Source organism: Halomonas caseinilytica, assembly GCF_001662305.1.
Taxonomy (GTDB): Bacteria; Pseudomonadota; Gammaproteobacteria; order Pseudomonadales; family Halomonadaceae; genus Halomonas; species Halomonas caseinilytica.
In genome coordinates this window covers 54985-79641 of record NZ_BDEP01000002.1, presented here as the reverse complement: position 1 = coordinate 79641, position 24657 = coordinate 54985, and the positions used below count along the sequence as shown (strand labels likewise).

The following is a 24657-nucleotide window of genomic DNA, read 5'->3' as shown; positions in this document are numbered from 1 at the left end:
TGGAGGAAAAGACATGTTTTATATCTATTGCCCGTATTGCGGCGAGCACCGGGAAGAAGAAGAGTTTCACCCCAAGGGTGAGGCGCATATCGTGCGGCCGGAAGATCCGGAATCCTGCAGTGACGAGGAGTGGGGCGATTACCTGTTCTTCCGCAACAATCCGCGCGGTATCCACCATGAAATGTGGGTCCACGCCGTGGGTTGCCGCAAGTTCTTCAATATCACCCGCAACACGGCAACCTACGAAATCCTCGAGACCTACCGGATGGGCGAGGCGCCGTCCATCACGGCCGAATCCCGTGATGGTCAGGCATCGACCGGTGCCCAGGCCGAGACCTCAACCGCCCAGATGCAGGAAGGAGTTCGAGCATGAGCCAGCCCAATCGTCTCGCCCGGGGCGGGCGTCTCGACCGCTCCCGTGAGCTGAGCTTCACCTTCAACGGCAAGACCTATCGGGGGCATCCCGGCGATACCCTGGCCTCGGCGCTGCTGGCCAATGGCGTGGACATCGTCAACCGCAGCTTCAAGTATTCCCGGCCCCGGGGCATCGTCGCCGCCGGCGCCGAGGAGCCCAATGCGGTGGTCCAGCTCGGCTCGACCGAAGCGGCCCAGGTGCCCAACGTGCGTGCCACGCAACAGGCGCTCTTCGATGGCCTGGAGGCACGCAGCACCAACGGCTGGCCCAATGTGCAGCGCGACCTGATGGGCGTGATCGGCAAGCTGGGCGGCCAGTTCATGCCGCCGGGGTTCTACTACAAGACCTTCATGGCGCCGGCCTCGATGTGGATGACCTACGAGAAGTACATCCGCAAGAGTGCCGGGCTCGGACGAAGCCCGATGGAGAAGGACCCGGACATCTATGATCACTTCAATCGCCACTGCGATGTGCTGGTGATCGGCGCCGGTCCAGCCGGGCTTTCGGCGGCGCTGGCGGCCGGTCGCAGCGGTGCGCTCGTGATCCTGGCCGACGAGCAGGAAGAAATGGGCGGCTCGTTGCTCGACTCCCGCGAGTTGCTTGATGAGCGGCCGGCGGATCAGTGGGTGGCCGAGGCTGTCGAAGAACTCGCCGGGCTCGACAACGTCCTGCTGCTGCCGCGCACCACGGCCAACGGTTATCACGATCACAACTTCGTGACCCTCCATGAGCGGCGTACCGAACATCTGGGCGAGACAGCTCCCCAAAAAGGCGGTCGTCGTCAGGTGCGTTCACGCCTGCATCGCGTCCGGGCGGGACAGGTGGTGCTGGCCACGGGTGCCCACGAGCGGCCCTTGGTCTATGGCAACAATGATGTGCCGGGGAATCTCCAGGCCGGTGCCGTCTCGACCTACATTCGTCGCTACGGGGTGGTGCCGGGCAACAAGCTGGTGCTGTCCACCAGTAACGATCACGCGTATCGCGCCGCACTCGACTGGGCGGAAAGCGGACGCGAGGTCGTGGCCATCGCCGATGCGCGTGCCGAGCCCAGCGGGGAGCTGGTCGAGCAGGCTCGCGCCAAGGGTATTCGCATCATCCCCGGCGCGGCGGTGCTCGAGGCCCGAGGCCAGAGCCGCGTGACCGGCGCCCGTGTGGCTCGGGTGGATCTCGAAGGCTTCCGCGTGGCCGGCGAAGCCGAGACCCTCGACTGCGACACCATCGCCAGCTCCGGCGGCTACAGCCCGGTGATCCATCTGGCATCGCATACCGGTGCCCGGCCCACTTGGCGCGAGGACATCCTCGGGTTCGTGCCCAACCTGGTGAACGGCGTACAGGCCGCGGGGGGCGCTCGGGGAGTCTATCCCACGGCGGAAGTGTTGGCCGATGGCTGGGCCGTCGGTGGTCAGGCGGCCGTGGCGACTGGCTTTGACGCCGTCGAGGCGAGTCTGCCGCAGGTCGCGGCGCGCCAGGAAGGCAAGCCGGTGGCGCTCTATCAGGTGCCTCACGAAAAGCCGACCCTGCGTGGGCCGAAGCAGTTTGTCGACCTGCAGAACGACGTGACAGCGGCCGCCATCGAGGTGGCGACCCGAGAGGGCTTCGAGTCCATCGAGCATGTCAAGCGCTACACTGCGATGGGCTTCGGCACCGACCAGGGCAAGCTCGGCAACATCAATGGCATGGCCATCGCCGCGCGCTTCCTGGGGCGTTCGATCCCGGAGGTCGGCACCACGGTGTTCCGTCCCAACTACACGCCGGTGACCTTCGGGGCCGTGGTCGGGCGCCATTGCCGCGAGTTGTTCGATCCCGAGCGCTATACCGCCATGCACCAGTGGCATGTGGAACATGGCGCGGAGTTCGAGGATGTCGGTCAGTGGAAGCGCCCCTGGTACTTCCCGCGCCGGATCGAGGGCCGCATGGAAAGCATGCGCGAGGCGGTGGCTCGGGAGTGCCGTGCAGTGCGTGAGAAGGTCGGTATCCTCGATGCCTCGACGCTCGGCAAGATCGACATCCAGGGCCCGGATGCCCGTGAGTTCCTGGGACGGGTCTATACCAACAAGTGGGCCAAGCTGGCTCCGGGGCGGGTGCGTTACGGCCTGATGTGCAAGGACGACGGCATGGTGATGGACGATGGCACCACCAGCTGTCTGGGCGAGAACCACTTCCTGATGACCACCAGCACCGGTGGTGCGGCGGCCGTACTGGAATGGCTGGAGCTCTGGCATCAGACCGAATGGCCCGAACTCGAGGTCTACTTCAACTCGGTGACCGACCATTGGGCGACCATGACCGTGACCGGCCCGGAAGCGCGCAAGCTGCTGGCCGAGATCACCGATATCGATCTCGATCGCGAGGCCTTCAAGTTCATGGACTGGCGCGAGGGCCGGATGGCCGATGTGCCAGCGCGGGTATTCCGCATCTCCTTCACCGGTGAGTTGGCCTACGAGATCAACGTCCAGGCCAACTATGCGCTGCATGTCTGGGAGACCTTGTTCGCCCATGGGGAGAAGTACGAGCTGACGCCCTATGGCACGGAAACCATGCACGTGCTGCGGGCCGAGAAGGGCTTCATCATCGCCGGTCAGGACACCGACGGCTCCGTGACGCCCGAGGACTTGGGCATGCACTGGGCGATCGGTTACGACAAGCCGTTCTCTTGGATCGGCAAGCGGGCCCTGACGCGGCCGGACACCGCGCGCACCGACCGCAAGCAGTTGGTGGGACTCAAACCCCGTGATCCCAAGGTGGTGCTGGAAGAGGGGGCGCAGATCGTCTTCGATCCTGACCATGCGATCCCCATGCCCATGAAGGGGCATGTGACCTCCAGCTACTACAGCCCGACCCTGGACAGCGGCTTCGCCCTGGCCGTGGTCAAGGGCGGTCAGCAGCGGATGGGCGAGACCGTCTATCTACCGATGGCCGACGGCCAGGTCCACGAAGCCGAGATCGTCAGCCCGATCTTCGTCGATCCCAAGGGAGAGCGCCAGAATGTCTAACATTGTTGATGACAAGGTCAAAACCTTCGATACCCGCACCGAGGCCAAGGTGCCGGTAGAGTCGCCGCTGGCCTATTCCTATCGACGTTCGGGCGCCCCGGCGCCCGGCAAGGACAGTGGCGCGGTGTTGCGGGAACGTCCCTTCCTCGGCCACCTGGTGCTGCGCGGCGGAGCCATCGTCCTCGATGAGGCGCTGCGCTCGGTACTCGACATGCCGTTGCCTGGTGAACCGCAGGGGCTGGTCGTCGACGCCAGTGGCGAACGTAGTGTGCAGTGGATATCGCCCGACGAATGGCTGCTGATCGTGCCCGGCGGCGAGGAGTTCGAGCTGGAAAACCGCCTGCGTGAAGCCCTGGGCGATGCGCATTTCGCCATCGCCAATGTCGGCGGTGGTCAGACCCTGCTCGAACTGGAGGGGGCGGCGTCCAGCGAGTTGCTGATGAAATCGGTGATCTATGACGTACACCCGCGCCATTTTCCGGTGGGCAAGGCCGTGACCACGGTGTTTGCCAAGACCTCGGTGATCCTGCGTCGTCCTTCCGAGGAGCGCTGGGAGCTGGTAGTGCGGCGTAGCTTCGCCGACTACGTCTATCGTTGGCTGCTGGATGCCGGGGAAGAGTACGCCATCGGCGTCGAGCGTTAGGCAACGCGTGCGCGAGCCTGGTTCGACGTGCGCCGGACTGCCCTTCGTGCCGGGTCCCGTGAGGCTGGCACATTGTCCCGCGTGACGCTGGCATCAGTGTTTCCATCATCACGTCGTGATACGAGGCCGGGGCTTGCCCCGGCCTGTTTCGTCAGGAGATTTCACCATGAGCCGTAGCGCCGATACCTGGATCTTGACTGCCCAGTGCCCCAGCCGACTGGGCACCGTGGATGTGGTCACCCGTTTTCTCAAGGAAAGTCGCTGCTACATTACCGAGCAGCAATCCTTTGATGACAGCCTGGCTGAGCATTTCTTCATCCGCACCGAGTTTCGGCCTCTGGATGCCGATTTCGATCCCGAGGACTTCCATGCCCGTTTTGCGAATCGGGCGGCGGAGTTCGAGATGGCGTTCGACCTGACTGCGCCGGATAGCCGTGTGCCGGTGGTAATCATGGTCTCCAAGGCGGATCATTGTCTGAACGATCTGTTGTATCGCTATCGCACCGGGCAGTTGCCCATCGAGATTCGCGCGGTGGTGTCAAACCATCCGGACCTGAAGCCGCTCGCTGACTGGCATGGCCTGCCGTACCATCACTTGCCGGTCACGCCGGAGACCAAGGCCGAGCAGGAAGCGGAGGTCTGGCAGGTGATCGAGGAGACCGGCGCGGAGCTGGTCATCCTGGCGCGTTACATGCAGGTGCTCTCCAGCGAGCTCTGCGAGCGGCTCGCGGGGCGGGCGATCAACATCCATCACTCGCTGCTGCCCGGCTTCAAGGGCGCCAAGCCCTACCACCAGGCTTATGCCAAGGGCGTCAAGCTGGTCGGCGCTACCGCTCACTACATCAATGACGACCTGGACGAGGGGCCGATCATTACCCAGGGCGTGGAAACGGTCAGCCATGTCGACTACCCGGAGGATCTGGTCGAGAAGGGGCGTGATATCGAACGTCTGACCCTGGCGAGGGCGGTGGCGTACCACGTCGAGCGCCGAGTGTTTCTCAACGACCAGCGTACGGTGGTCTTCACGCGGTGAGGGGCTTTGTCTGGATTGATTCATGCGGGTAGTTACAAACTGTTACTGTTTTGTCTGAACTCGCCTGGATGGGTGGCGTCACAGGGAAGCGCAATCACGAAACGCACCCAATGAATGACTGGAGATCTTCATGCAACGACTCACTACCTTGCTGTCTGCCGCCGTACTCACCACCGGGTTGATGGCAGGCGTTGCCCAGGCTCAGGACTCCTCCACCGCGACCAATCAGGCGCAGACCCAGGCCCAGACTCAGACCCAGAACTTCTCCGATGAGCAGCTGCAGAAGTTCGCCGATGCCTCCAAGGACATCGCGGCGATCTCTCAGGATTACACCAAGCAGCTGCAGGGTGCTGAGGGTGAGGAAGCCCAGCAGTCCATCCGCGAGGAGGCCAACAGCAAGATGATCGAGGCAGTCGAAGGTAGTGGCCTCGAGGTGGAGACCTTCAACGCCATCGGTCAGGCGGTCCAGCAGGATCCCGAGCTGATGCAGCAGGTTCAGGAAATGACCCAGGGTCAGTGAACCGTGTGACATCCTTCCCGCAACGGCGGGGACCAGCGAATGGGCCACCTTCGGGTGGCCTTTTTTCGTAGGGTTGAAGACCCGTGCTTTACAGCGCATGCCAGGCCTTTCAGACTAACCAAACCTGTCTCTTGCGGAGTCTGGACATGGATGTGGAATTGCTGGAAATTCGCCAGCACATGGGGCGTTTTCCGCCCTTCGAGACGCTGTCCGACGCCTTGCTCGACGAGGTGGCGAGCCGAGTCGAAGTGTCGTACTTCAAGGCCGGCGAGGAGATTCTCGCCCTGGACCAGGAACTCCATGAGCTGTGTTACATCCGCAGCGGTGCGGTGGAGGTGTTCCGGCGCGGGGGAGAACTTCACAACCGGCTCGGCGAGGGCGATATCTTCGGCCAGCTGAGTCTGCTGCGTCATCATCGGGTGCGTTATCCGGCCAGGGCCATGGAAGACACCCTGATCTACTTCATTCCCGAGGATATGTTCCAGCGCCTTTGCGAGGACGACGACGAATTCGCCGATTTCGTCGAACTGCAACGGCCGCGCCTGGAAAGTGCGGTGGAACAGCAGCGGAAGAACAACGACATGATCATCACGCGGGTGCGCAAGCTGCTCACCCGTTATCCCGTGATGGTCGAGGCCTCCACCACCGTACAGGAGGCCGCCCGGCAGATTGGCGACTTCCAGGCATCGGCCGTGCTGGTGCTGGACGAGCCCGGCGACAATCCCCGCTACACCTTCCGCGACAGCGAGGACCGTGCCTGGCAGGTGCGCGGTATCCTGACGGATAGCGATTTTCGTACCCGGGTGGTCGCCGAGGGGCGCTCACCGGATACTCCGGTGGGCGACGTGGTCGTCAACAAGATGATTGCCGTGCAGTCCGACGAATCGGTCCACGAGGCCATGCTGTGCATGCTGCGCAACAATATCCATCACCTGCCGGTCATGCATCGGCGCCGGCCGGTGGGCATCGTGCACCTCTCGGATATCATTCGCTACGAGACACAGAGCAGCCTCTATCTGGTCAGCAACATCTTTCACCAGCCCAATGCGGAAGGTCTGGCGCGCCTGGCGCCGGATGTCAGTGCCGCCTTCGTGAGGATGGTCGAGGAGGGGGCAGATTCCCGCATGGTCGGCAGTGCTCTGTCGACCATCGGGCGCAGCTTCACCCGCCGTCTGCTGGAACTGGCCGAGGAGACGCTCGGGCCGCCGCCGGTACCGTACTGCTTCATGGCCCTGGGCTCCATGGCCCGCAACGAGCAGTCGATCGTCACCGACCAGGACAATGCCCTGGTCCTGTCGGATGACTTCGACCCCGAGCAGCACGATGCGTACTTTCTGGAGATGGCGCGCATCGTCAGCGATGGTCTGGACGCGTGTGGTTATCCTTATTGCAAGGGTGACATCATGGCCACCAATGAGCAGTGGCGCCAACCGCTGGCGACCTGGAAACGCTATTTCAGTGAGTGGATCGAGGAGCCGAACCCCGAGCGCCTGCTGCACAGCTCGATCTTCTTCGATCTGGATAGCGTGCATGGCGATAATGTCATGGTCGAGCAGCTCCAGGATCTGGTGGCCGAGAAGGCGGCCCAGAGCCCGCTCTTCCTGGCGGCCATGGCCCGCAACGCCCTGAACCGCACGCCACCGCTGGGATTCTTCCGTACCTTCGTCATGGAGAAGGATGGCAAGCACAACAACTCGATCAACCTCAAGCGGCGTGGTACCGCGCCACTGGTCGATCTGATCAGAGTCCATGCCCTGGCCTGCGGCTCTCGTTCCCAGAACAGCTTCGATCGCCTCGATGATATCGACCGGACATCCCTGCTGGCGCCTGGCGTCAGCGACCGCTTGCGTTACTCCCTGGAACTGATGTCGATGTCGCGCATTCGTCATCAGGTCATCGACCTCGAGCATGAGCAACCGCCGGACAACAACATCGAGCCGGAGAATGTATCGAGCCAGGAACGCCACAACCTCAAGGAAGCCTTCCAGGCATTGAGCCATGCCCAGAAGTTTCTCAAGTTCCGTTATCCGATGCCGTCATCAAGGTCTCGCTAGATGACGATGCTCGTTCCCCGCCGCCCGCAGGTCCCCGATTGGCCCGCTTACCTGGCCGATCGGGCCGAAAAGGCGCGTGATCCAAGGCTTGCTCGTTTCTTTGCCGCCGGCACTGCATCACCCGACACGCCGATCGGCGAGGCGCCAATGGTGGCGCTGGACATGGAAACGACCGGGTTGGATGCACGTCGTCATGCCATCGTCAGCATCGGGGTCGTGCCGTTCACTCTGGGGCGCATCGCCTTGAGCGAGCGACGCTACTGGATCGTCAGGCCCCAGCGTACCCTGCATGCCGAGTCGGTGACCTTTCACCACATCACGCACAGTGATATCGAACGGGCGCCCGAGTTCGGAGAGATTCTCGATGACTTGCTGGAAACGCTCGCCGGCCGGCTGGTGGTGGTGCATTACCGGCACATCGAGCGACTGTTCCTCGATGATTCGGTGAAGGCGCGTCTGGGCGAGGGGCTGATATTCCCGGTGATCGACACCATGGCGGTCGAGGCGCGCTTCCATCGTCAGTCCTGGCTGGCGCGGTTCAAGCGCTGGGTGGGGCGGCCGCCTGCCTCGATTCGTCTCTATGACAGTCGGGGCCGCTATGGCTTGCCGCTCTATCAAGGCCACCACGCCTTGACCGATGCCCTGGCCACGGCGGAACTGTTGCAGGCCCAGGTCGCCCATCATTATCAGCCGGAGATGCCGATCGGCCAGCTCTGGACCTGAGAGCCCTCAGTAGTCGATACCGCGTCGGGCCTGCAGCCCGGCGTTGAAGGCGTGGCGCACCTCGCGCATCTCGCTGACGGTATCCGCGGCATCGAGAAGCCGGCGGTGGGCGTTGCGCCCGGTGACGATCACCGTCTGCTCGGCCGGACGGTTGTCCAGGGCCGTGGTGACCTCGTCGATGTCCAGGTAGCCGAACTTGAGCATGTAGGTGATTTCGTCGAGCACCACGAGGTAGACGTTCGGATCGGCGAGCAGGCGTCGCGCTTCGGCCCAGACCGTCTGGCAGGCGCGGGTATCGGCGTCGCGGTTCTGGGTCTCCCAGGTAAAGCCGGTCCCCATGATCGCCACTTCGAGATTGGCATCCTCAATGAGTCGCTCGCGTTCGCCGCATTCCCAGGTGCCCTTGATGAACTGCACCACGCCGACACGGTAACCGTAGCCCAGCGCACGGGTCACGGTGCCCCAGGCGGCGGTGGTCTTGCCCTTGCCGTTGCCGGTGAAGACCAGTAATTGGCCCCGTTGTTCGTTGGCCTTGGCGATGCGCTCGTCGACATGGGACTTGAGCTTCTGCATGGCCTGGCGGTGGCGGTTGTTACGATCCGTCATGCGCGGTGTCCGAGCCTGGTAGGAAAGAGTTGGGAAAGGAAAGGCACGATAGAGGAAGTCAGGTTACGTGACGCGGCAGACAACGTCGATGCTTTCATGCAGCCTTCGAATTCCATGAACAACCTTCACGTCCGCATGGCTGACAGCGCCATGACGGCCCGCCACAATCTGGGCCAGAATTCTCGGACGCTACATCATGACACCGACCTTGCGCCTCGCCTCGGGCCATGACCTGCCTTCATTGTGCCAACTTGAACAAGTCGCCCTGAGTGGTGATCGCTTCAGCCGACGGCAATTTCACCATCTGCTGTATCGTGCTCATGCCCTGACGCTGGTAGCGGAGGGGGACGCCAGGCGCTTGCTGGGTTACGGGACCCTGCTGTTGCGGCGTAACAGCACCCAGGCCAGGCTCTATTCGTTCTGCGTGCATCCCGGCGCTCGGCGGCATGGCGTGGGGCGAGGCATGTTGCAGTGGCTGACCTCGGCGGCGATGGCGCGTGGCTGTGACCGGCTGGTGCTGGAAGTGCGCGTCGACAATCCTGTGGCGCTCGGGCTGTATCGCAGCGAAGGCTTCCTGCCCGACGCTTGGCTGACGGATTATTATGAGGATGGATGCGCCGCCTGGCGGATGACGAAGGAACTGAGCGCATCACCGGGCGGGTGAAGCGGTTTCCCATAGCCGTTTATGACCTGGCGTCATTGAGGATGTCGATTGGCAGTCCGCTTGGCGATGCGCTTCAATGGGAACATAGTCTTCACCGCCACAGGGAGTGAGCGCCGCATGTCACAAGCACGCCGTGTCGCCTTCATGACCCTGGCCGGTATCAGTTTCGTTCTCGGAGTGATCGGTGCCTTCCTGCCGATCATGCCGACGACCTGTTTCATGTTGCTGGCGGTCTGGTTCGCGTCGCGCAGTTCCCCGCGATTCGCCGCCTGGATTCGTCGCCATCCACGTTTCGGGCCCACGGTCACGGCCTGGGAAGCCGAGCGGGCGATTCCTCGCCATGCCAAGTGGCTGGCAGGTATCATGCTGATCGTGTCGATGGTGATACTGGCCTTCACCGTCAGCCTGATGTGGCTCAAGCTGCTGCTGATCCTGGGGCTGGCACTGCTCGGTGTCTGGATCCTGACGCGGCCGGAGCCGGTCACCAGTTCCGGAACCTGAACCGGACAGGGTCATCACGCTTTGAGGTTCGGGCTCGCCGAGCCGTACAATGGTTGGCAATTTTCGACAGGAGCCATCCTCGATGTCCCAACCTCAAGCAATTTACCTGAGCGACTATCGTCCGCCCGCCTACCGCGTTACCCATACCGAGCTGACCTTCGATCTCGATCCTGCCGCCACCCGCGTCAAGGCGCGGCTGCATGTCGAGCGTCACCCCGAGCGCGAGGCCGGCGAGGCCCTGGAACTCGATGGCGAGCAACTGACGCTCAAGTCCATCGCCATCGATGGTCAGCCGCTGGAGGAGGACGAGTACCAGCTCACCGAACAAGGGCTGCGGGTGGCACGGGTGCCGTCACGCTTCCTGCTGGATACCGAGGTGGAAATCGCCCCCGAGCGGAACACCGCCCTGGAAGGGCTCTATCGATCCGGCGGCATGTTCTGCACCCAGTGCGAGGCGGAAGGCTTTCGTCGCATCACCTTCTATCCGGACCGCCCGGACGTCATGGCCACCTTCTCGACCACGGTGATCGGTGATGCCGCCAGCTTGCCGGTGCTGCTTTCCAACGGCAATCCGGTGGAGAAGGGCGAGCTGCCGAATGGGCGTCATTTCGTCACCTGGGAGGATCCGCATCCCAAACCCTGCTACCTGTTCGCCCTGGTCGCCGGCGATCTGAAGAAGGTCGAGGACCACTTCACGACCATGAGTGGCCGTGACGTCACCCTGCAGATCTGGGTCGAGGAGGAAAACCTCGGCAAGACCGACCATGCCATGGCCTCGCTGAAGCGCGCCATGCGCTGGGACGAGGAGACCTACGGTCGTGAGTACGATCTCGACCTGTTCATGATCGTGGCGGTCAACGACTTCAACATGGGCGCCATGGAGAACAAGGGCCTCAACATCTTCAACTCGGCCGCGGTGCTGACCCATCCCGATACTGCCACCGACGCCGCCTTCCAGCGGGTCGAAGGCATCGTCGCCCACGAGTATTTCCACAACTGGTCCGGCAATCGAGTGACCTGCCGTGACTGGTTTCAGCTCTCGCTCAAGGAAGGCTTCACCGTCTTCCGCGACCAGAGCTTTTCCGCCGATGTGAACTCGGCGCCGGTCAAGCGTATCGAGGACGTTTCCTTCTTCCGCACCGCCCAGTTCGCCGAGGATGCCGGCCCCACCGCGCACCCGGTGCGTCCGGATCACTACATCGAGATCGGCAATTTCTACACCCTGACGATCTACGAGAAGGGCGCCGAGATCGTGCGCATGTTGCGCAACCTGGTGGGCTGGGAAGCCTTCCGTCGTGGTTCGGATCTTTACTTCTCGCGCTTCGATGGTCAGGCGGTGACCATCGAGGACTTCGTTTCCTGCATGGCGGAGGCTTCCGGCCACAACCTGGATCAGTTCATGCTGTGGTACTCCCAGGCCGGCACCCCGGAGATCGATGCGCACGGCGAGTATGATTACGCCCGGGCCGAGTACCGGTTGATCCTGCGTCAGCGCACCCCGGCGACGCCGGACCAGCCCGACAAACAGGCCTTGCACATTCCGATACGCCTGGGGCTGGTGGGCACCAAGTCCGGCCGCGACCTGGCGCTGACGCTGGACGGTGAATCCCTGGGCCGCGATGCGGTGATCCATCTGCGCGAAGACGAGCAGGAGTTCGTTTTCACCGATCTCGCCGAGGCGCCCGTGCCGTCGCTGGCCCGTGGTTTCTCGGCACCGATCAAGCTGAACTTCCCGTATTCCCGCGAGGACCTGGCCTTCCTGCTGGCCAACGACAGCGATGGCTTCAATCGTTGGGATGCCGGTCAGCGCCTGTCGCTGCTGGCGCTCGACGACCTGATCGCCGCGCATCGCAACGGGGTGGAAAAGGTCATGGACGGACGTGTCATCGAGGCCTTCCGCACCCTGTTGACCGGCGATACCGATGACAAGGCCGTGCTCGCGGAGATGCTGACGCTGCCGTCCGAGGCCTATATCGCCGAACAGCAGCCGCTGGTCGATGTGGATGCCATCCACGCGGCCCGACAATTCGTCAAGCAGTCCCTGGCCCGGACCCTGCGCGACGAATTCCTGGCGGTCTACCAGGCCAATCGCGACGACTCGCCCTATGCCCCCGAGCCCGACCAGATTGCCGCGCGCAGCCTGAAGAACGTGGCCTTGTCCTATCTGATGAGCATCGAGGACGAAGAGGGCGTGGAACTGGCTCAGCAACAGTTCGAGGCCGAGCACAACATGACCGATGTGCGCCATGCCCTGACGTTGCTGACGCACAGCAGTCGCGATGATCTGGCCGATCCCGCGCTCAAGGCATTTGGCCGGAAGTGGGCCCATGATCCGCTGGTCATGGACCAGTGGTTCAGCATCCAGGTCTCGCGTCCCCAGGCGGATGCCCTGGAGCGGGTCAAGTTCCTGATGGATCATCCGGCCTTCTCGCTGACCAATCCCAACAAGGTGCGTGCCCTGATCGGTGCCTTCGCCCAGAACCGCGTCAACTTCCACCGCCTGGACGGCGAGGGCTACAAGCTGCTGGCCGATGTGGTCATCGAGCTCAATCGTCTGAACCCGGAGATCGCCGCGCGCATGATCACGCCGTTGACGCGTTGGGCGCGTTATGACGAAACCCGCCAGGAGCTGATGAAGGCCGAACTGGAGCGCATTCGTGCCGAGGACCTGTCGCCGAATGTCTATGAGGTGGTAGAAAAAGCACTGGCGTGAGCCGATGTGAGTGCTGCAAACAGAAAGCGCCGCCCTGACGGGCGGCGCTTTTTTCGTGTGTTGCGCTGCTTGCTGAATGACGGTGATCTAGTTGATCAGCCAGCCGAGCACTAGCAGCCCCAACAGCCACCAGAAGAGGGTGGCGATGATGGCACGTTGCATCAATGCGCGCAGGCCGCGCCACAGCATCCAGAGGCCGAGCACCAGGATGGCCAGGCTGAGCAGTGACGGCGAGATGCCGAGCGAGCCGGACAGGCCGTTCAACAAGCCGTCGACGGCATCGTCGGCATGCGTGAACAGGCCGGTCAGGAGGTCGACGATCAGGCGAATGCCCTCGCCTATCAGGCTCCCGATGAGGGCAAAGAAGTCTTCCATGAGGATTCCGTCGCTGGTCTGAACCGGGCATCAGTATCGCGGTTCATGGGGGAGCGGGGCAAGGCGGCACGAGACGTCCGCCATCAGCCTAGCTGGCCGATCTTCGAATCGATGCCTGCCTCTTCGGCGGCGCTGTCGGCCAGTGCCCGACCGGCCTCGTCATAGACGTGGAAAACGGCGTGGGCGCCGAGTTCGCGGATCGGCTCGATCTCCTCGGGATACTCCACCACGGCGGTGATGTGGCCCGGGAATTGGCGCGAACGGAGCTGCTTCAGTGCCGCCAGGTTGCCGGCATGGTGGGGCATGGCCAGCACGACCATGCGTACCTCGGGGGACATCAGCAGCTTGTCCCAGAAATCGGAGTCCACGGCATCTCCTTCCAATATGTTGAAACCGCGTTCGCTCAGCTGGGCAACGCTTCTGGGATTGCTGTCGATACCCAGTACCTGGAGACCATATTCCTTCTGAAGGCGACGGTAGGCGCTGCGTCCGATGCGACCCATGCCCAGCACCACGGCCTCGGCATTCCCCACTTCGATAGGGCGGTCGCTGGGGGAAAGGGTATCGGTATCGATGGCCGGCAAGCGGGCTTCGATGTGACGGTAGAGACGCTCGTTGAACGCATTGAGCAGGGAGGACACGGCAAAACTCACGGCCACTGCCAGGGACAGGGTCACCAGCCACTTGGCAGGCAGCCAATCGGCGCCCACGGCGATGGCACCGACGATCAGGCCAAACTCCGAGTAGTTGGTCAGGCTCAGTGATGCCAGCAGGGACGTGCGGTGGCGCATGCGAAAGCGCATGAAGACCAACTGATAGAGGATGCCTTTCAGGGGCAGCAACAGGACCAGCAACATCGCCATGCCCATCTGTTCCCAGGTCGGCAGGGCCGTCAGTCCCAGGCTCAGGAAGAATCCCACCAGCAGGAGTTCCTTGAGACTGAACATGGAACGTGCCAGCGTCTGGGCCGCCGGATGAGGGGCCAGCAGCAGGCCGATGATCAGGGCGCCGAGATCGCCCTTGATGCCGACCGCCTCGAAAAGCGCATAGCCCAGCACCAAGGCCAGCAGGATGCCGAACAGCATCTGCATCTCTCCGTGGCCGAGCCGGTCGAGCAGGGCGCGCATAGCGGGTGCCAGAGGGATGAGCAGCACCAGGCCCAATGCCCAGAGGCTGGGCAGGGTGCCGCTGGAAAGGGTCAGGAAGGCGACCGCGAAGATGTCCTGCATGATCAGCACACCGATGGCCAGGCGACCATAGGCGGTCTGGGTCTCGCTACGTTTCTCCAGTACCTTCACCACGAATACCGTGCTGGAGAAGGACAGGGCAAAGGCCAGCAGCAGCAGGGTGGTTGGGGCGACCCCGGCCAGCAACGGCAATCCCAGTGCCTGGAGGGCCGTGAACATGGCCACCAGCATCAGTGTCGAGACAAGCATGTGCAAGCTGGCGCCGCCCCAGACATCCCGGCGCAGTAGCGTGCGGATGTCCAGCTTGAGTCCGATGCTGAACAGCAGCAGGGTCACGCCCACGTCAGCCAGAACACCGAGCAGCGGCGGTGGTGCGATGCCCAGAAAGTTGAGTGCGAAACCGCCGGCCAGAAAGCCCACCAGGGGAGGAAGGCGTAGGCTCAGGGCAACGAGACCACCGAGGAAGGCGGCGATGATGATGGCCGGGTCGATCATGAAGGCTCCGCGGTACCGGGAAGACGTGCAGGCAAATAGTGTAAGGAAGTCGTAAAGTGAATGGCATTCATCATTTCAGCGTAGCGGGACGTCGTGAAGCGAGCGTGACGTATCCAGGTGCCATCAAGGAGGTGGGGTGGGCATGACCAGGCTGATTCTCAATGGCCAGGCAGCGCAATTGCCGCAAGTGCGAGATGCCGTCTTCGCTAGCCGAGAGGCGGGTGCCGACCTGGAAGTGCATGTGACCTGGGAGGATGGGGATGCCGCCAGGCTGGCCGAGCAGGCCGGACGTGCCGGGCGGTCGCGAGTGATCGCCGGCGGTGGCGATGGCACGGTCAACGAGGTGGTCAATGGCCTGATGCGCCTGCCGCGCGAACGTCGCCCGGCCCTGGGCATCCTGCCGTTGGGTAGTGCCAACGACCTGGCGACCTCACTGGGCTTGCCCCTGATGCCCGCGGAGGCGCTGGAGGCAGCGTTGTACCTGCCGTCGCATTCCGTTGACGTGGCGCGGCTGGATGATCGCTACTTCCTGAATATGACTACCGGCGGGTTCGGGGCTGAGGTCACGTCTTCCACACCCAAGAGTCTCAAGCGATTGTTGGGCGGTGGTGCCTATTCGTTGATCGGTGCGCTCAAGGCCTGGCAGTACCGCCCCTATCCCGGACGCCTGAGCTGGGCGGAGGGGCAGCGCGATGCCTCACTGTTCGTGCTGGCCATGGGCAATGGCATCCAGTCCGGCGGTGGCCAGCGCCTGACGCCGGAAGCTCGCCTCAACGATGGCCTGCTGGATATTCTGCTGGTACGCGATTTTACCTCGTTACGGGAAATGGTGACGATGCGCCGTGAGCTGCTGGACCGTCCCGCCAGGGGCGAGTTCGTCGAAACCTTTCGTACTTCCTGGGTGACGTTCGAGAGTGAAGGTGACCTTCCGCTGACGCTGGATGGCGAGCCGTTGCGTCGCCGGGGCTTCCATGTCGAGATCGATACCGGGGCTCTGGAACTCGCGGCACCGAGAGAGTGTCCTTTGCTCGAGCGTCATGCGCCAAGGGTGACGGAGTCGAGGACCACGCGGCATCATGAAGGAGTCGATGCCACCAATTCATAGAGGATCCATCATGCTGACGCCTTTTCATCTCGCCGTTCAGGTGCGCGACCTGGCCGAGGCCCGACGCTTCTATGGCGAGTTGCTGGGTTGCGACGAAGGCCGCTCCAGCGATACCTGGGTCGATTTCAATCTCTATGGGCACCAGTTCGTCTGCCATCTCAATCCTGCCCTGGGCGAGGATGCTGGGCTCGAGGGACATCGTAATCCCGTGGATGGTCATGGCGTTCCCGTGCCGCATTTCGGGGTAGTGCTGGAAATGGAAACTTGGGAAGCCTTGGTCGATCGCTTGACCGCGGCGGGTATCCGCTTCGAGATCGAACCCTACGTACGCTTTCAGGGAGAGCCCGGCGAGCAGGCCACCATGTTCTTCCGGGATCCCAGTGGCAATGCCATCGAGTTCAAGGCATTCCGAGACATTCAGGGACAACTGTTTGCGACATAGCTTGCGATGGGGCAGGGGCTCTGGTGCAATGTCGCTTCGTTTCTTGGGAGGCAACGATGGCGATGAAATTCTGTGTGCCGCTTGCACTGGCATTGGCGTTGGTGCTTGCCGGGTGTGGTGACGACAATGGCACGCCCGCGGGCGAAGAGAACGTGACGCAGGAAGCCGACGCGCCACAGCAGCAAGACACTGAAGCGGCCACCACGGACGACGAGGCGACGCAGAGCGAGCGGGTTGCGCGTGATGCCGAGAGTGCCGACCCGGAACAGGCAGCGAGCGAAGCCGCGTCTACGGAGAGCGCCGAGTCGTCGTCGGAGAATGGCGCCGAGTTCGCCGACGAACCATCGGCTCTCGAGTCCCCGCAGGACGGCAATGCTGCCGGCGTCCTGGAGGAGTCGGAAGCGATGCCCGGCGAGACCAGCAGTGACGACGTCGACGCCATCATCGAAGAGACCGAGCGGCGCTTCGAGGAAGCCAGCCAGAAGATCGACGAGCAGTTCAAGGAGGCCGAGCAGGAGACACCTGAGCCGACAGCGGCGCCGGAATCCGAGACCTCCGTGGATCTCGACACCGCGCTCGAGTCAGACGCCGGATTGCCCGAAGACGCTGCCACCCTGGAAGAGGCCAGTTCCGATCCGGAGGTCCAGGCGATCCTGGAGGAGACGGAGCGGCGCTTCGAGGAGGCCAGCCAGAAGATCGATCAGCAGTTCGAGCAGGCCGAACGTCGGGTGCCCGACGAAATCAGCGATGCGACCGAGGAGCCGGGCGGGGCAACGTCTTCCACGGACGATGACACCACGCCTTGACCGGCCATCAAAAAGGCCCACCTGCTGGTGGGCCTTCGAGAAGGTGTCGCGTCGGATGACGACGACGCCGGGGCGGAGGTCGTGGACCTCAGTCGGTGACCCGGACGTTGGAGGCCTGAAGGCCTTTCTTGCCCTGCGTGACTTCGAAGGAGACCTTCTGGCCGTCCTGCAGGGACTTGAAGCCTTCAGCCTGAATCTCGGAGAAGTGGACAAAGAGGTCATCGCCGCCGTCTTCCGGAGAGATGAAGCCATAGCCCTTGGTGTCGTTGAACCACTTGACAGTGCCAGTTGCCATTGTCGATTTCCTTAACTAGCTAAATGATGATGCTGGGTCGAACGGCCCTCAACCGCGCCGTGACCCAAGTGCGTGGGCAAGACAAGAAAGAAGTGCGCACTGGGTGTATCGAAGGGATCGACGTACAACTGACGACTTTTCTACTTGCTGACCAACGCAATGGATGGTGCACCAGCACCAAGGTTGCGTCAACAGAGTGCCGCGGGGAGACTGGTGCTTCCCACCCTTGGTCACTGTAGATCGAAAGCTCCGGGGCGTCCAGCGGCTCGGTGCAGTGCAACAGCTCAATGGCGAGACAGGCTCATGAACCATACGCACATTTCCTCGAAAGACACGCACAGCAAGCTGATCGGCTATCTGCTCTGGTTGTTCGGCTTTCTCGGGGCACACCGCTTCTACTATGGCAAGCCGGTCACCGGCACGATTTGGTTCTTCACGTTCGGCCTGCTGGGCATCGGCTGGTTGATCGACCTGTTCCTGATCCCCGCCATGGATCGTCAGGCGGACCTGCGCTTCCAGGCTGGTCCGATCAACTACTCCCTGGCCTGGTTGCTGCTGACTTTTCTGGGGGCCCTGGGCATTCATCGTTTCTACCAGGGCAAGTGGCTCACCGGTATCCTCTATCTCTGTACCCTGGGGTTGCTCGGTCTTGGCGTGCTGTACGATTTCTGGACCCTCAACGACCAGATATCCATGCGCCATACCGAGCGAGGCATCTTTGGCGGCTGAGGAACGGCGATGTTCTTCGATTCACAGTTCTGGCCCTTTCTGGTGGCGATTACCCTGCTCAGCATCACGCCGGGCGTCGATACTCTGCTGGTCATCCGCAATACCGCCCGCGGCGGGATTCGGGACGGCGTTCTGACCAGCCTGGCGATCTGCAGCGGGCTCTTCGTGCATGCTGCCGTCTCGGCCCTGGGCATTTCACTGATCCTGCTGCAGTCGGCCTGGGCGTTCGGCGCGCTCAAGCTGGCTGGTGCGGCCTATCTGGTCTGGCTGGGCATCAACAGTTTGATGGCGGCGCGGCGCGGCCAGGGACTGCCCGTGTCCGGCGTCGAGGAGGCAACCCGTTCGGTGCCCATGTGGCGGCCGTTGCGTGAGGGACTGCTTTCCAATGTCCTCAATCCCAAGACCGTGGTCTTCTACATGGCCTTCCTGCCGCAGTTCATCTCGCCGGGAGACCCGGCGCTGGCCAAGTCGCTGTGGTTGGCCGGCGTGCACTTCATCGTCGCCAATCTATGGCAGATCGGCGTGGTCTTGATGGTGGGCAGCGCCAGCCGCTGGCTGGCCAGCCCGGCCTTCTCGCGCTGGTTGAATGGCCTGACCGGCGGTGTCTTGATCGGCTTCGGCATCAAGCTCGCGTTGACACGAAGCCCCAGCTGACAGGGCTTATCCTCTTAAAGGCGCGGAGCGCCGTACTGCCCCCTTCTAGCGGCATTAGCCGCGCTTCAGCCCCCGGTGAAACCGGGGGCGTGCTTCTCTGTACTCAATTCCTCGCCTGCAGCGATCCATCATAACGCCCCTGGCGCTCCGCGGGGGTGAGCAGCGCCACACCGCGGGTGTCGCCGCCCTTGGCGAGGCTTTCGAAGATCACGCGGTATGTCATCACGGCCTGCACGTAATGGCGTGTCTCGCGGAAGGGGATGCTTTCGACGAAGAGGTCGAAGGCTTGGGGAGCGTCACGCAGCCAGCGGTCGACGCGATGCGGGCCGGCGTTGTAGGCGGCCGTGGCGGCCAGGCGGTTGCCGTGGTAGCGGTCGAGCATCTCGTCGATGTAGGTGCTGCCCAGGCGGATGTTGAGTGCAGGATCGAGCACGCCATAGGGCCCTGGGTCCGACAGGCCCAGCTTGCGGCTGACATTGGCCGCGGTGCCCGGCATCAGCTGCATCAGGCCTCGGGCGCCGGCCGGTGACAGGGCGTTGGGGTTGTAGGCGCTTTCGCGACGCGCAATGCCCATCAGCAGATAAGGGTCGACGCCGGTGCGCTCGCCCCAGTGCATGAACTGGTCGCGATAGGCCTCGGGGAATCGCCATGGCAGTGCATCCCACAGTTGGGCGGCGATGGTGGTTTGTACCAGGCGTGCATGCCAGCCGCGCTGGTGAGCGTAATCGGCCAGGGCGCGCGCTTCCTCGGTCGAGGCGCGGGCCGCGGCGGCGTACCACTCGCTGCTGGCCAGGCCGGGCTCGTCGATACGCAGCAGGGCTTCGGTACGGCGCACGGCCGGCCAGTTGGCGACGCGCTGACGCAGCCCCGGATCGACCTGGGTGGGAGCCATGTTGAGGGCATAGGGCTGGCCCAGGCGGTCGGCGGCGGCAAACCCATAGAAATCGCGTTCGGTGGCGGCACGCGCATAAGCGGCTCGGGCCGTGGTGTCGTCACCGAGTTGTGCATGGGCGCGGCCCAGCCAGTATTGCCAGCGTGCCTTGTGGCGTTGCTCGGCGGCCATGCTGTCGATCCAGCCGATCACGCCGCGCCAATCGCGATCCGCCAGGGCGACCCGGGTGCGCAATTCGAGCAGTTCGGCGTCGGCCAGACGCGGCAGGGCCTCGTCGACCCAGGCGCGATTCTGACGGATGTCGCGAACCAGCGAATAGAAGACAAGGTCGTGCTCGATCGAGCGTCGATGGGCCTCGTCGATCGACAGGTGTGGCGATATCCTGCGCCAGGCCTCCAGGGCTGCCTCGGTATCGGCTCGCGTGAAGCCGTGCATGCCTGCGGAGAACAGTGCACCGCTGCCTTGGCAGCCGGGGCCGATGCAGGTCGGTATCGTGGTAATGGCCGCGTAGTCGGCTTGCAGGCGCGCCATGGCGGCCTTGCCGTCGCCCCAGTCGGGACCGAGCATGCGGCCAAGGTATTTGGCGAGCCCCGTTTCCCCGTTGCGCCAGGCCAGCATCATGCGCTCCCAGATTTCCAGAGGGCCGATTTCGCCGCGGGCGCGCAGGGTATTGAACAGTGGATTGCAGGCCTCCGGCTGGGAATGTCCCTCGTGCCATAGCTCGCGCCCGCCTTGTGCCGCCGTGGCGGGTGCGGTATCAAGCAAGGCGGCATAATAGTGACATTGGCGCTCGGTACCGTCGGGAACGCCGTCGGCCACTGCCAGGAGATCGCCGTAGCGTCCTGCCTCGCCGTAGGCCGAGATAGCCTGGCCGCGCATCCAGCCGGCCAGTGGCGAATCACTGTGCGTCTCGATGAAGTGCAGTACGCGATCGGGGCTGGCCGCGGGGAGACGTGCCTTGAGGCGGTGGTAGTCGATGTAGCCGGCCAGGACGTGGTTCTCGATGGCGGCCTGGTCGATGGCGTGCCATTGCTGGCTCCGTGCTGCCTGCAGGGCGTCGTGCATGGCACGATCGTCGGCCGGGGCGGCCATTGGCCACCACAGCAGGGCCGCAGTCAGCAGGGCTTTCCAGTAGGCGAAGGACGGGGACCGGAGCATCTGAATATCTCGCTGGTTCGCCGGCGTGAGCCGAAAGTGAATGAAACGCATGATGGCCGCATCATATCGACGTCGTCGACAAGACCGGAGTGTCTCGTTGAGGATATCCTATCGTCTGGCCGTGTGCTGCTTCCTCAGGAGATCATGATGGCACTATTCAAAGGATTGTCGTTGTTCCAGCGCTTGAAGCACCGCTCCCGCGCCCTGGGGCGGATGGGCCGTGCCTTGCAGCTGTTCGTCCCGATGCTAGTCGACGTGGTACGTGGCCGCTACCGTCCCGTCCCCTGGAGCGCGATGGCGTGGATGCTGCTGGCGCTGGTCTATCTGGTGTCTCCGCTGGACTTGATTCCCGATTTTCTGATGCTGATTGGCCTGGTCGACGATGTGGTCGTGGTCGGCTGGCTGCTGACGAAGGTGGATCGCTCCCTCGACCCGTATCGGATCTGGAAGGAGGGGGAAGATATCGAGCAGGTCTGACGTATTGGCGGATGGGCGCGGAATGCGCTAGCTTGTTGATCAAACGTTTGTTCGTCATGAGTCAACCATGTCTTCCGATACTCCCGACGCTGCGGCCTGGCGGCGCGCCATCACACGCTTCGTCACGGTGATTCCTCATACACGAGGATTCGGCCTGACGGTGCTCGAGGCGGGGCCCGAAAGGGTGTTGCTGCGTCTGCCTTGGGACGATGATCTGCTCGGTGATTCGACGCGAGGCCTGTTGCATGGCGGCGTGGCCACCATGCTGCTGGATACGGCCTGTGGCTCGTCTGTGTTGCCGGCACTGCCCGAGCCTGAGGTGTGCCCGACTCTCGATCTGCGGGTCGACCACTACCGGCCCGGCGTGACAGGGCAGGATCTGCATGTCGAGGCTCGGGTGGTCTCGGTCACGGCTTCGGTGGTGTTCACCGAGGGACGGCTGTGGCAATGCGCCGAGCGACCGATAGCGCGAGGTATCGCCAATTTCATGCGTCTCGGCGCGCGCAATACGCCGCCGGGGTTCAAGCAGGCCCTGTTCGCCGCGGAGAACGACCATGACTGATGCCTTCCATGATGCTGAGTGGCTGGCGCGTACCCGACAGCAGGGCGATGTGACGGCCTGGCTGGAGCGGATGCCCTACGCTCGTCGGATCGGCGTATCCGTCGAGAGCGCGGAAGAGGGCGATGGCCTGCTGTTTCGTCTGGCCCCACGCGAGGACAACATCGGCAATGTGTTGCTGCCGGCCCTGCATGGCGGTGTGGTCTCGGCCTTCATGGAAACCGCCGCGACCCTGGACCTGATGCTGGCAGCGCGAGAGCCGCGCTTGCCGCGTGTCGTCGATGTCTCCATCGACTATCTGCGCACGGCCAGGGTGGTACCGACGCTGGCTCGTTGCGAGTTACTGCGCGAGGGGCGACGCATGGCCAATGTGCGTGTCTGGGCCTGGCAGTCGGACGAAGCGTCTCCAGTGGCCACGGCGCGTCTGCATTTCGCGTTGGCCGAGGTATCGGCACAGGACGCTTGAAAAACGCGTGGCGAGCCCCATATCGACGACAGTTATCCGCTGGTGGCCGTTGCCACCGCCACCACTGTCATGTCGAGAAAGGGGTCCAAGATAGATGACCACTGCCACCCATGAGGAAACCCTTGGCTTCCAGACCGAAGTCAAGCAACTGTTGCACCTGATGATTCACTCCCTGTACTCCAACAGGGAGATTTTCCTGCGCGAGCTGATCTCCAACGCTGCCGATGCCTGCGACAAGCTGCGCTACGCGGCGCTGGACAACGATGCCATCTTCGAAGGCGACAGCGACCTGCGCATCGAGATCGAACATGATCAGGATGCCGGGACCATCACGCTGCGCGACAACGGCATCGGCATGAACCGCGACGAGGTGATCGAGAACCTCGGGACCATCGCGCGCAGTGGCACGTCCGAATTCCTCAAGCAGCTGTCCGGCGAGCAGCAGAAGGATGCCAAGCTGATCGGCCAGTTCGGTGTCGGCTTCTATTCTGGCTTCATCGTCGCCGACGACATCACGGTGCGCACCCGCAAGGCAGGCACCGATGCCAGCGATGGTGTCGAGTGGCGCTCCCAGGGCGAGGGCGAGTTCAGCGTGGCGGATATCGAGCTCGAGCGCCATGGCACCGAGATCGTACTGCACCTCAAGGAGGATGCTCGCGAATTCGCCGATGACTTCCGGCTCAAGAGCCTGGTACGCAAGTACTCCGATCACATCGACGTGCCGGTGCGCATGCCCAAGGTCGAGAAGGCCCACGACGAAGAGGGCAGCGAGACCACGACCTGGGAGACCGTCAACGAGGCCACTGCACTCTGGGTTCGGCCCAAGTCGGAGATCGATGACGACGAGTACAAGGCCTTCTACAAGCATGTGGCCCATGACTTTTCCGATCCGCTGACCTGGAGCCACAACAAGGTCGAGGGCAAGCTCGAGTACACCAGCCTGCTGTATGTGCCGGGTCGCGCGCCCTTCGACCTTTACGAGCGCGATGGCGCCCGGGGCGTGAAGCTCTACGTGCAGCGCGTCTTCATCATGGACGACGCCGAGCAGTTCCTGCCGCTCTACCTGCGCTTCATCAAGGGTGTGCTGGATACGCGTGATCTGTCGCTCAACGTCTCCCGCGAGCTGCTGCAGCAGGATCCCCAGGTCGACAAGATCAAGTCGGCGCTGACCAAACGTTCCCTGGACATGCTCAAGAAGCTGGCCAAGGACGACGAGGCCTATCAGACGTTCTGGAATACCTTCGGCAGCGTGCTCAAGGAAGGTCCGGCGGAGGATCACGCCAATCGCGAGAAGATCGCCGGCCTGCTGCGCTTCTCCACCACCCATACCGACAGCGCTACCCAGGATCAGTCCCTGGCCGATTACATCGGGCGCATGAAGGAAGGCCAGGAGAAGATCTACTACATCGTCGCCGACGGCTTCAATGCGGCCAAGAACAGCCCGCACCTGGAGATCTTCCGCAAGAAGGGCGTCGAGGTCCTGTTGCTCCACGACCGCATCGATGAGTGGCTGATGAGCCATCTCACCGAGTTCGAGGGCAAGTCCTTCGTCGACGTGGCCAAGGGCGAGCTCGATCTCGGCGAGGTCGAGGACGAGGAAGAGAAGAAGGCCCAGGAAGAGACCGCAAAGGCCAAGGAAGACCTGGTCAAGCGTGTCAAGGAGGCGCTGGGCGAGGCAGTGCAGGAGGTCAAGGTGACCCACCGCCTCACCGACTCCCCGGCCTGCGTGGTGCTGCCCGAACACGAGATGGGCTACCAGATGCGGCGCATCATGGAAGCCGCCGGTCAGCCGTTGCCCGAGGTGAAGCCGATCCTCGAGCTCAATCCCGAGCATGCCCTGGTAACGCGCCTGGAGGGTGCCGACGATGCGGCCTTCGGGGACCTGGCGCACATCCTGCTCGATCAGGCGATCATCGCCGAGGGTGGCCATCTCGACGATCCGGCAGCTTACGTCAAGCGACTCAATGCCTTGCTGAGTGCTTGACGTCCACGTCAAGCTAGAAAATTTTCAGCCATGCACGACCCCGCCTCGGCGGGGTCGTGTCGTGTCTGGACGGCGGTTAGAGCGATCATTCGGAAGCGTCGTCGACGATGGCATCGGCGGCATGCGCCTTGAGAAAGGTTCCCGTCTCAGGTAAAGATAGCCGGTTCG

Annotated in this window: 24 protein-coding genes; 19 read left to right on the top strand and 5 right to left on the bottom strand. The window is 63.1% G+C overall.

Annotated features, from left to right (window positions below; genetic code table 11):
• Window positions 1-13: 13 nt before the first annotated feature.
• From A9O65_RS00990 to A9O65_RS00960, 7 genes are all read left to right on the top strand, one after another.
• Complete coding sequence (locus tag A9O65_RS00990; RefSeq protein WP_064699228.1) at window positions 14-373, top strand: sarcosine oxidase subunit delta; 360 nt, start codon at window positions 14-16, stop codon at window positions 371-373.
• Window positions 370-3408: a sarcosine oxidase subunit alpha family protein gene (locus tag A9O65_RS00985; protein WP_064701105.1), complete on the top strand. Its 3039-nt coding sequence runs from the start codon at window positions 370-372 to the stop codon at window positions 3406-3408. Before A9O65_RS00990 ends, A9O65_RS00985 begins: the two co-directional genes overlap by 4 nt.
• Window positions 3401-4051, top strand: a complete 651-nt coding sequence (locus A9O65_RS00980; RefSeq protein ID WP_064699230.1) for a sarcosine oxidase subunit gamma — start codon at window positions 3401-3403, stop codon at window positions 4049-4051. Before A9O65_RS00985 ends, A9O65_RS00980 begins: the two co-directional genes overlap by 8 nt.
• 166 nt (window positions 4052-4217) lie before the next feature.
• Window positions 4218-5084 carry a formyltetrahydrofolate deformylase gene (gene purU / locus A9O65_RS00975; protein ID WP_064699231.1) on the top strand — a complete coding sequence of 289 codons (867 nt, stop codon included), beginning with the start codon at window positions 4218-4220 and terminating at the stop codon, window positions 5082-5084.
• A 130-nt stretch (window positions 5085-5214) separates the two neighbouring features.
• The gene (locus A9O65_RS00970; protein WP_064699232.1) at window positions 5215-5604 is read left to right on the top strand and encodes a DUF4168 domain-containing protein; all 390 of its coding nucleotides are present in this window, start codon (window positions 5215-5217) and stop codon (window positions 5602-5604) included.
• A gap of 146 nt (window positions 5605-5750) precedes the next feature.
• Window positions 5751-7658, top strand: a complete 1908-nt coding sequence (locus A9O65_RS00965; RefSeq protein ID WP_064699233.1) for a DUF294 nucleotidyltransferase-like domain-containing protein — start codon at window positions 5751-5753, stop codon at window positions 7656-7658.
• Window positions 7659-8381, top strand: a complete 723-nt coding sequence (locus A9O65_RS00960) for a 3'-5' exonuclease (protein WP_064699234.1) — start codon at window positions 7659-7661, stop codon at window positions 8379-8381.
• Between the two features lie 6 nt (window positions 8382-8387).
• Here the strand turns inward: A9O65_RS00960 and cobO are convergent, their stop codons facing one another.
• Complete coding sequence (gene cobO / locus A9O65_RS00955; protein ID WP_064701104.1) at window positions 8388-8987, bottom strand: cob(I)yrinic acid a,c-diamide adenosyltransferase; 600 nt, start codon at window positions 8985-8987, stop codon at window positions 8388-8390.
• 196 nt (window positions 8988-9183) lie between these two features.
• On the opposite strand from cobO, the gene A9O65_RS00950 reads away from it, so the two are divergent.
• From A9O65_RS00950 to pepN, 3 genes are all read left to right on the top strand, one after another.
• Window positions 9184-9651 (top strand): GNAT family N-acetyltransferase, encoded by a 468-nt coding sequence (locus tag A9O65_RS00950; protein WP_064699236.1) that lies wholly within the window; start codon window positions 9184-9186, stop codon window positions 9649-9651.
• 117 nt (window positions 9652-9768) lie between these two features.
• A complete protein-coding gene (locus tag A9O65_RS00945) occupies window positions 9769-10152 on the top strand; it encodes a YbaN family protein (protein WP_064699237.1) in 384 nt (127 codons plus the stop codon).
• Window positions 10153-10234: 82 nt separating this feature from the next.
• Window positions 10235-12865 carry an aminopeptidase N gene (gene pepN / locus A9O65_RS00940; protein ID WP_064701103.1) on the top strand — a complete coding sequence of 877 codons (2631 nt, stop codon included), beginning with the start codon at window positions 10235-10237 and terminating at the stop codon, window positions 12863-12865.
• An 87-nt stretch (window positions 12866-12952) separates the two neighbouring features.
• Here pepN and A9O65_RS00935 read toward each other — a convergent pair whose 3' ends face one another.
• Window positions 12953-13240, bottom strand: a complete 288-nt coding sequence (locus A9O65_RS00935; protein WP_082919974.1) for a hypothetical protein — start codon at window positions 13238-13240, stop codon at window positions 12953-12955.
• A gap of 83 nt (window positions 13241-13323) precedes the next feature.
• Window positions 13324-14922: a cation:proton antiporter domain-containing protein gene (locus A9O65_RS00930; RefSeq protein WP_170862771.1), complete on the bottom strand. Its 1599-nt coding sequence runs from the start codon at window positions 14920-14922 to the stop codon at window positions 13324-13326.
• Window positions 14923-15064: 142 nt separating this feature from the next.
• Here A9O65_RS00930 and yegS point away from each other — a divergent pair, with 142 nt between their 5' ends.
• The 3 genes from yegS to A9O65_RS00915 are packed head-to-tail and all read left to right on the top strand — an operon-like array spanning window position 15065 to window position 17275.
• Entirely contained in the window at window positions 15065-16027 is a 963-nt protein-coding gene (gene yegS, locus A9O65_RS00925; protein WP_082920085.1) for a lipid kinase YegS, read from the top strand.
• 10 nt (window positions 16028-16037) lie between these two features.
• Entirely contained in the window at window positions 16038-16469 is a 432-nt protein-coding gene (locus A9O65_RS00920; protein WP_064699240.1) for a VOC family protein, read from the top strand.
• 56 nt (window positions 16470-16525) lie between these two features.
• Complete coding sequence (locus A9O65_RS00915) at window positions 16526-17275, top strand: hypothetical protein (RefSeq protein WP_064701102.1); 750 nt, start codon at window positions 16526-16528, stop codon at window positions 17273-17275.
• An 88-nt stretch (window positions 17276-17363) separates the two neighbouring features.
• Here A9O65_RS00915 and A9O65_RS00910 read toward each other — a convergent pair whose 3' ends face one another.
• Window positions 17364-17570 carry a cold-shock protein gene (locus A9O65_RS00910; protein ID WP_013333187.1) on the bottom strand — a complete coding sequence of 69 codons (207 nt, stop codon included), beginning with the start codon at window positions 17568-17570 and terminating at the stop codon, window positions 17364-17366.
• A 303-nt stretch (window positions 17571-17873) separates the two neighbouring features.
• On the opposite strand from A9O65_RS00910, the gene A9O65_RS00905 reads away from it, so the two are divergent.
• Both A9O65_RS00905 and A9O65_RS00900 read left to right on the top strand, forming a co-directional pair.
• A complete protein-coding gene (locus tag A9O65_RS00905; RefSeq protein WP_064699242.1) occupies window positions 17874-18299 on the top strand; it encodes a TM2 domain-containing protein in 426 nt (141 codons plus the stop codon).
• Window positions 18300-18308: 9 nt separating this feature from the next.
• The gene (locus A9O65_RS00900) at window positions 18309-18953 is read left to right on the top strand and encodes a LysE family translocator (RefSeq protein ID WP_064699243.1); all 645 of its coding nucleotides are present in this window, start codon (window positions 18309-18311) and stop codon (window positions 18951-18953) included.
• A gap of 103 nt (window positions 18954-19056) precedes the next feature.
• Here A9O65_RS00900 and A9O65_RS00895 read toward each other — a convergent pair whose 3' ends face one another.
• Complete coding sequence (locus A9O65_RS00895; protein ID WP_064701180.1) at window positions 19057-21003, bottom strand: transglycosylase SLT domain-containing protein; 1947 nt, start codon at window positions 21001-21003, stop codon at window positions 19057-19059.
• A 147-nt stretch (window positions 21004-21150) separates the two neighbouring features.
• Between A9O65_RS00895 and A9O65_RS00890 the strand changes: the two genes are divergently transcribed.
• From A9O65_RS00890 to htpG, 4 genes are all read left to right on the top strand, one after another.
• A complete protein-coding gene (locus tag A9O65_RS00890; RefSeq protein WP_064699244.1) occupies window positions 21151-21480 on the top strand; it encodes a YkvA family protein in 330 nt (109 codons plus the stop codon).
• 67 nt (window positions 21481-21547) lie between these two features.
• Window positions 21548-22042 carry a PaaI family thioesterase gene (locus A9O65_RS00885; protein WP_064699245.1) on the top strand — a complete coding sequence of 165 codons (495 nt, stop codon included), beginning with the start codon at window positions 21548-21550 and terminating at the stop codon, window positions 22040-22042.
• Window positions 22035-22505, top strand: coding sequence for a PaaI family thioesterase (locus A9O65_RS00880; protein ID WP_064701101.1), 471 nt, complete (start codon window positions 22035-22037; stop codon window positions 22503-22505). The genes A9O65_RS00885 and A9O65_RS00880 overlap by 8 nt, the downstream gene beginning before the upstream one ends.
• Window positions 22506-22599: 94 nt before the next feature.
• Entirely contained in the window at window positions 22600-24489 is a 1890-nt protein-coding gene (htpG, locus tag A9O65_RS00875; RefSeq protein ID WP_064701100.1) for a molecular chaperone HtpG, read from the top strand.
• Window positions 24490-24657: the final 168 nt, after the last annotated feature.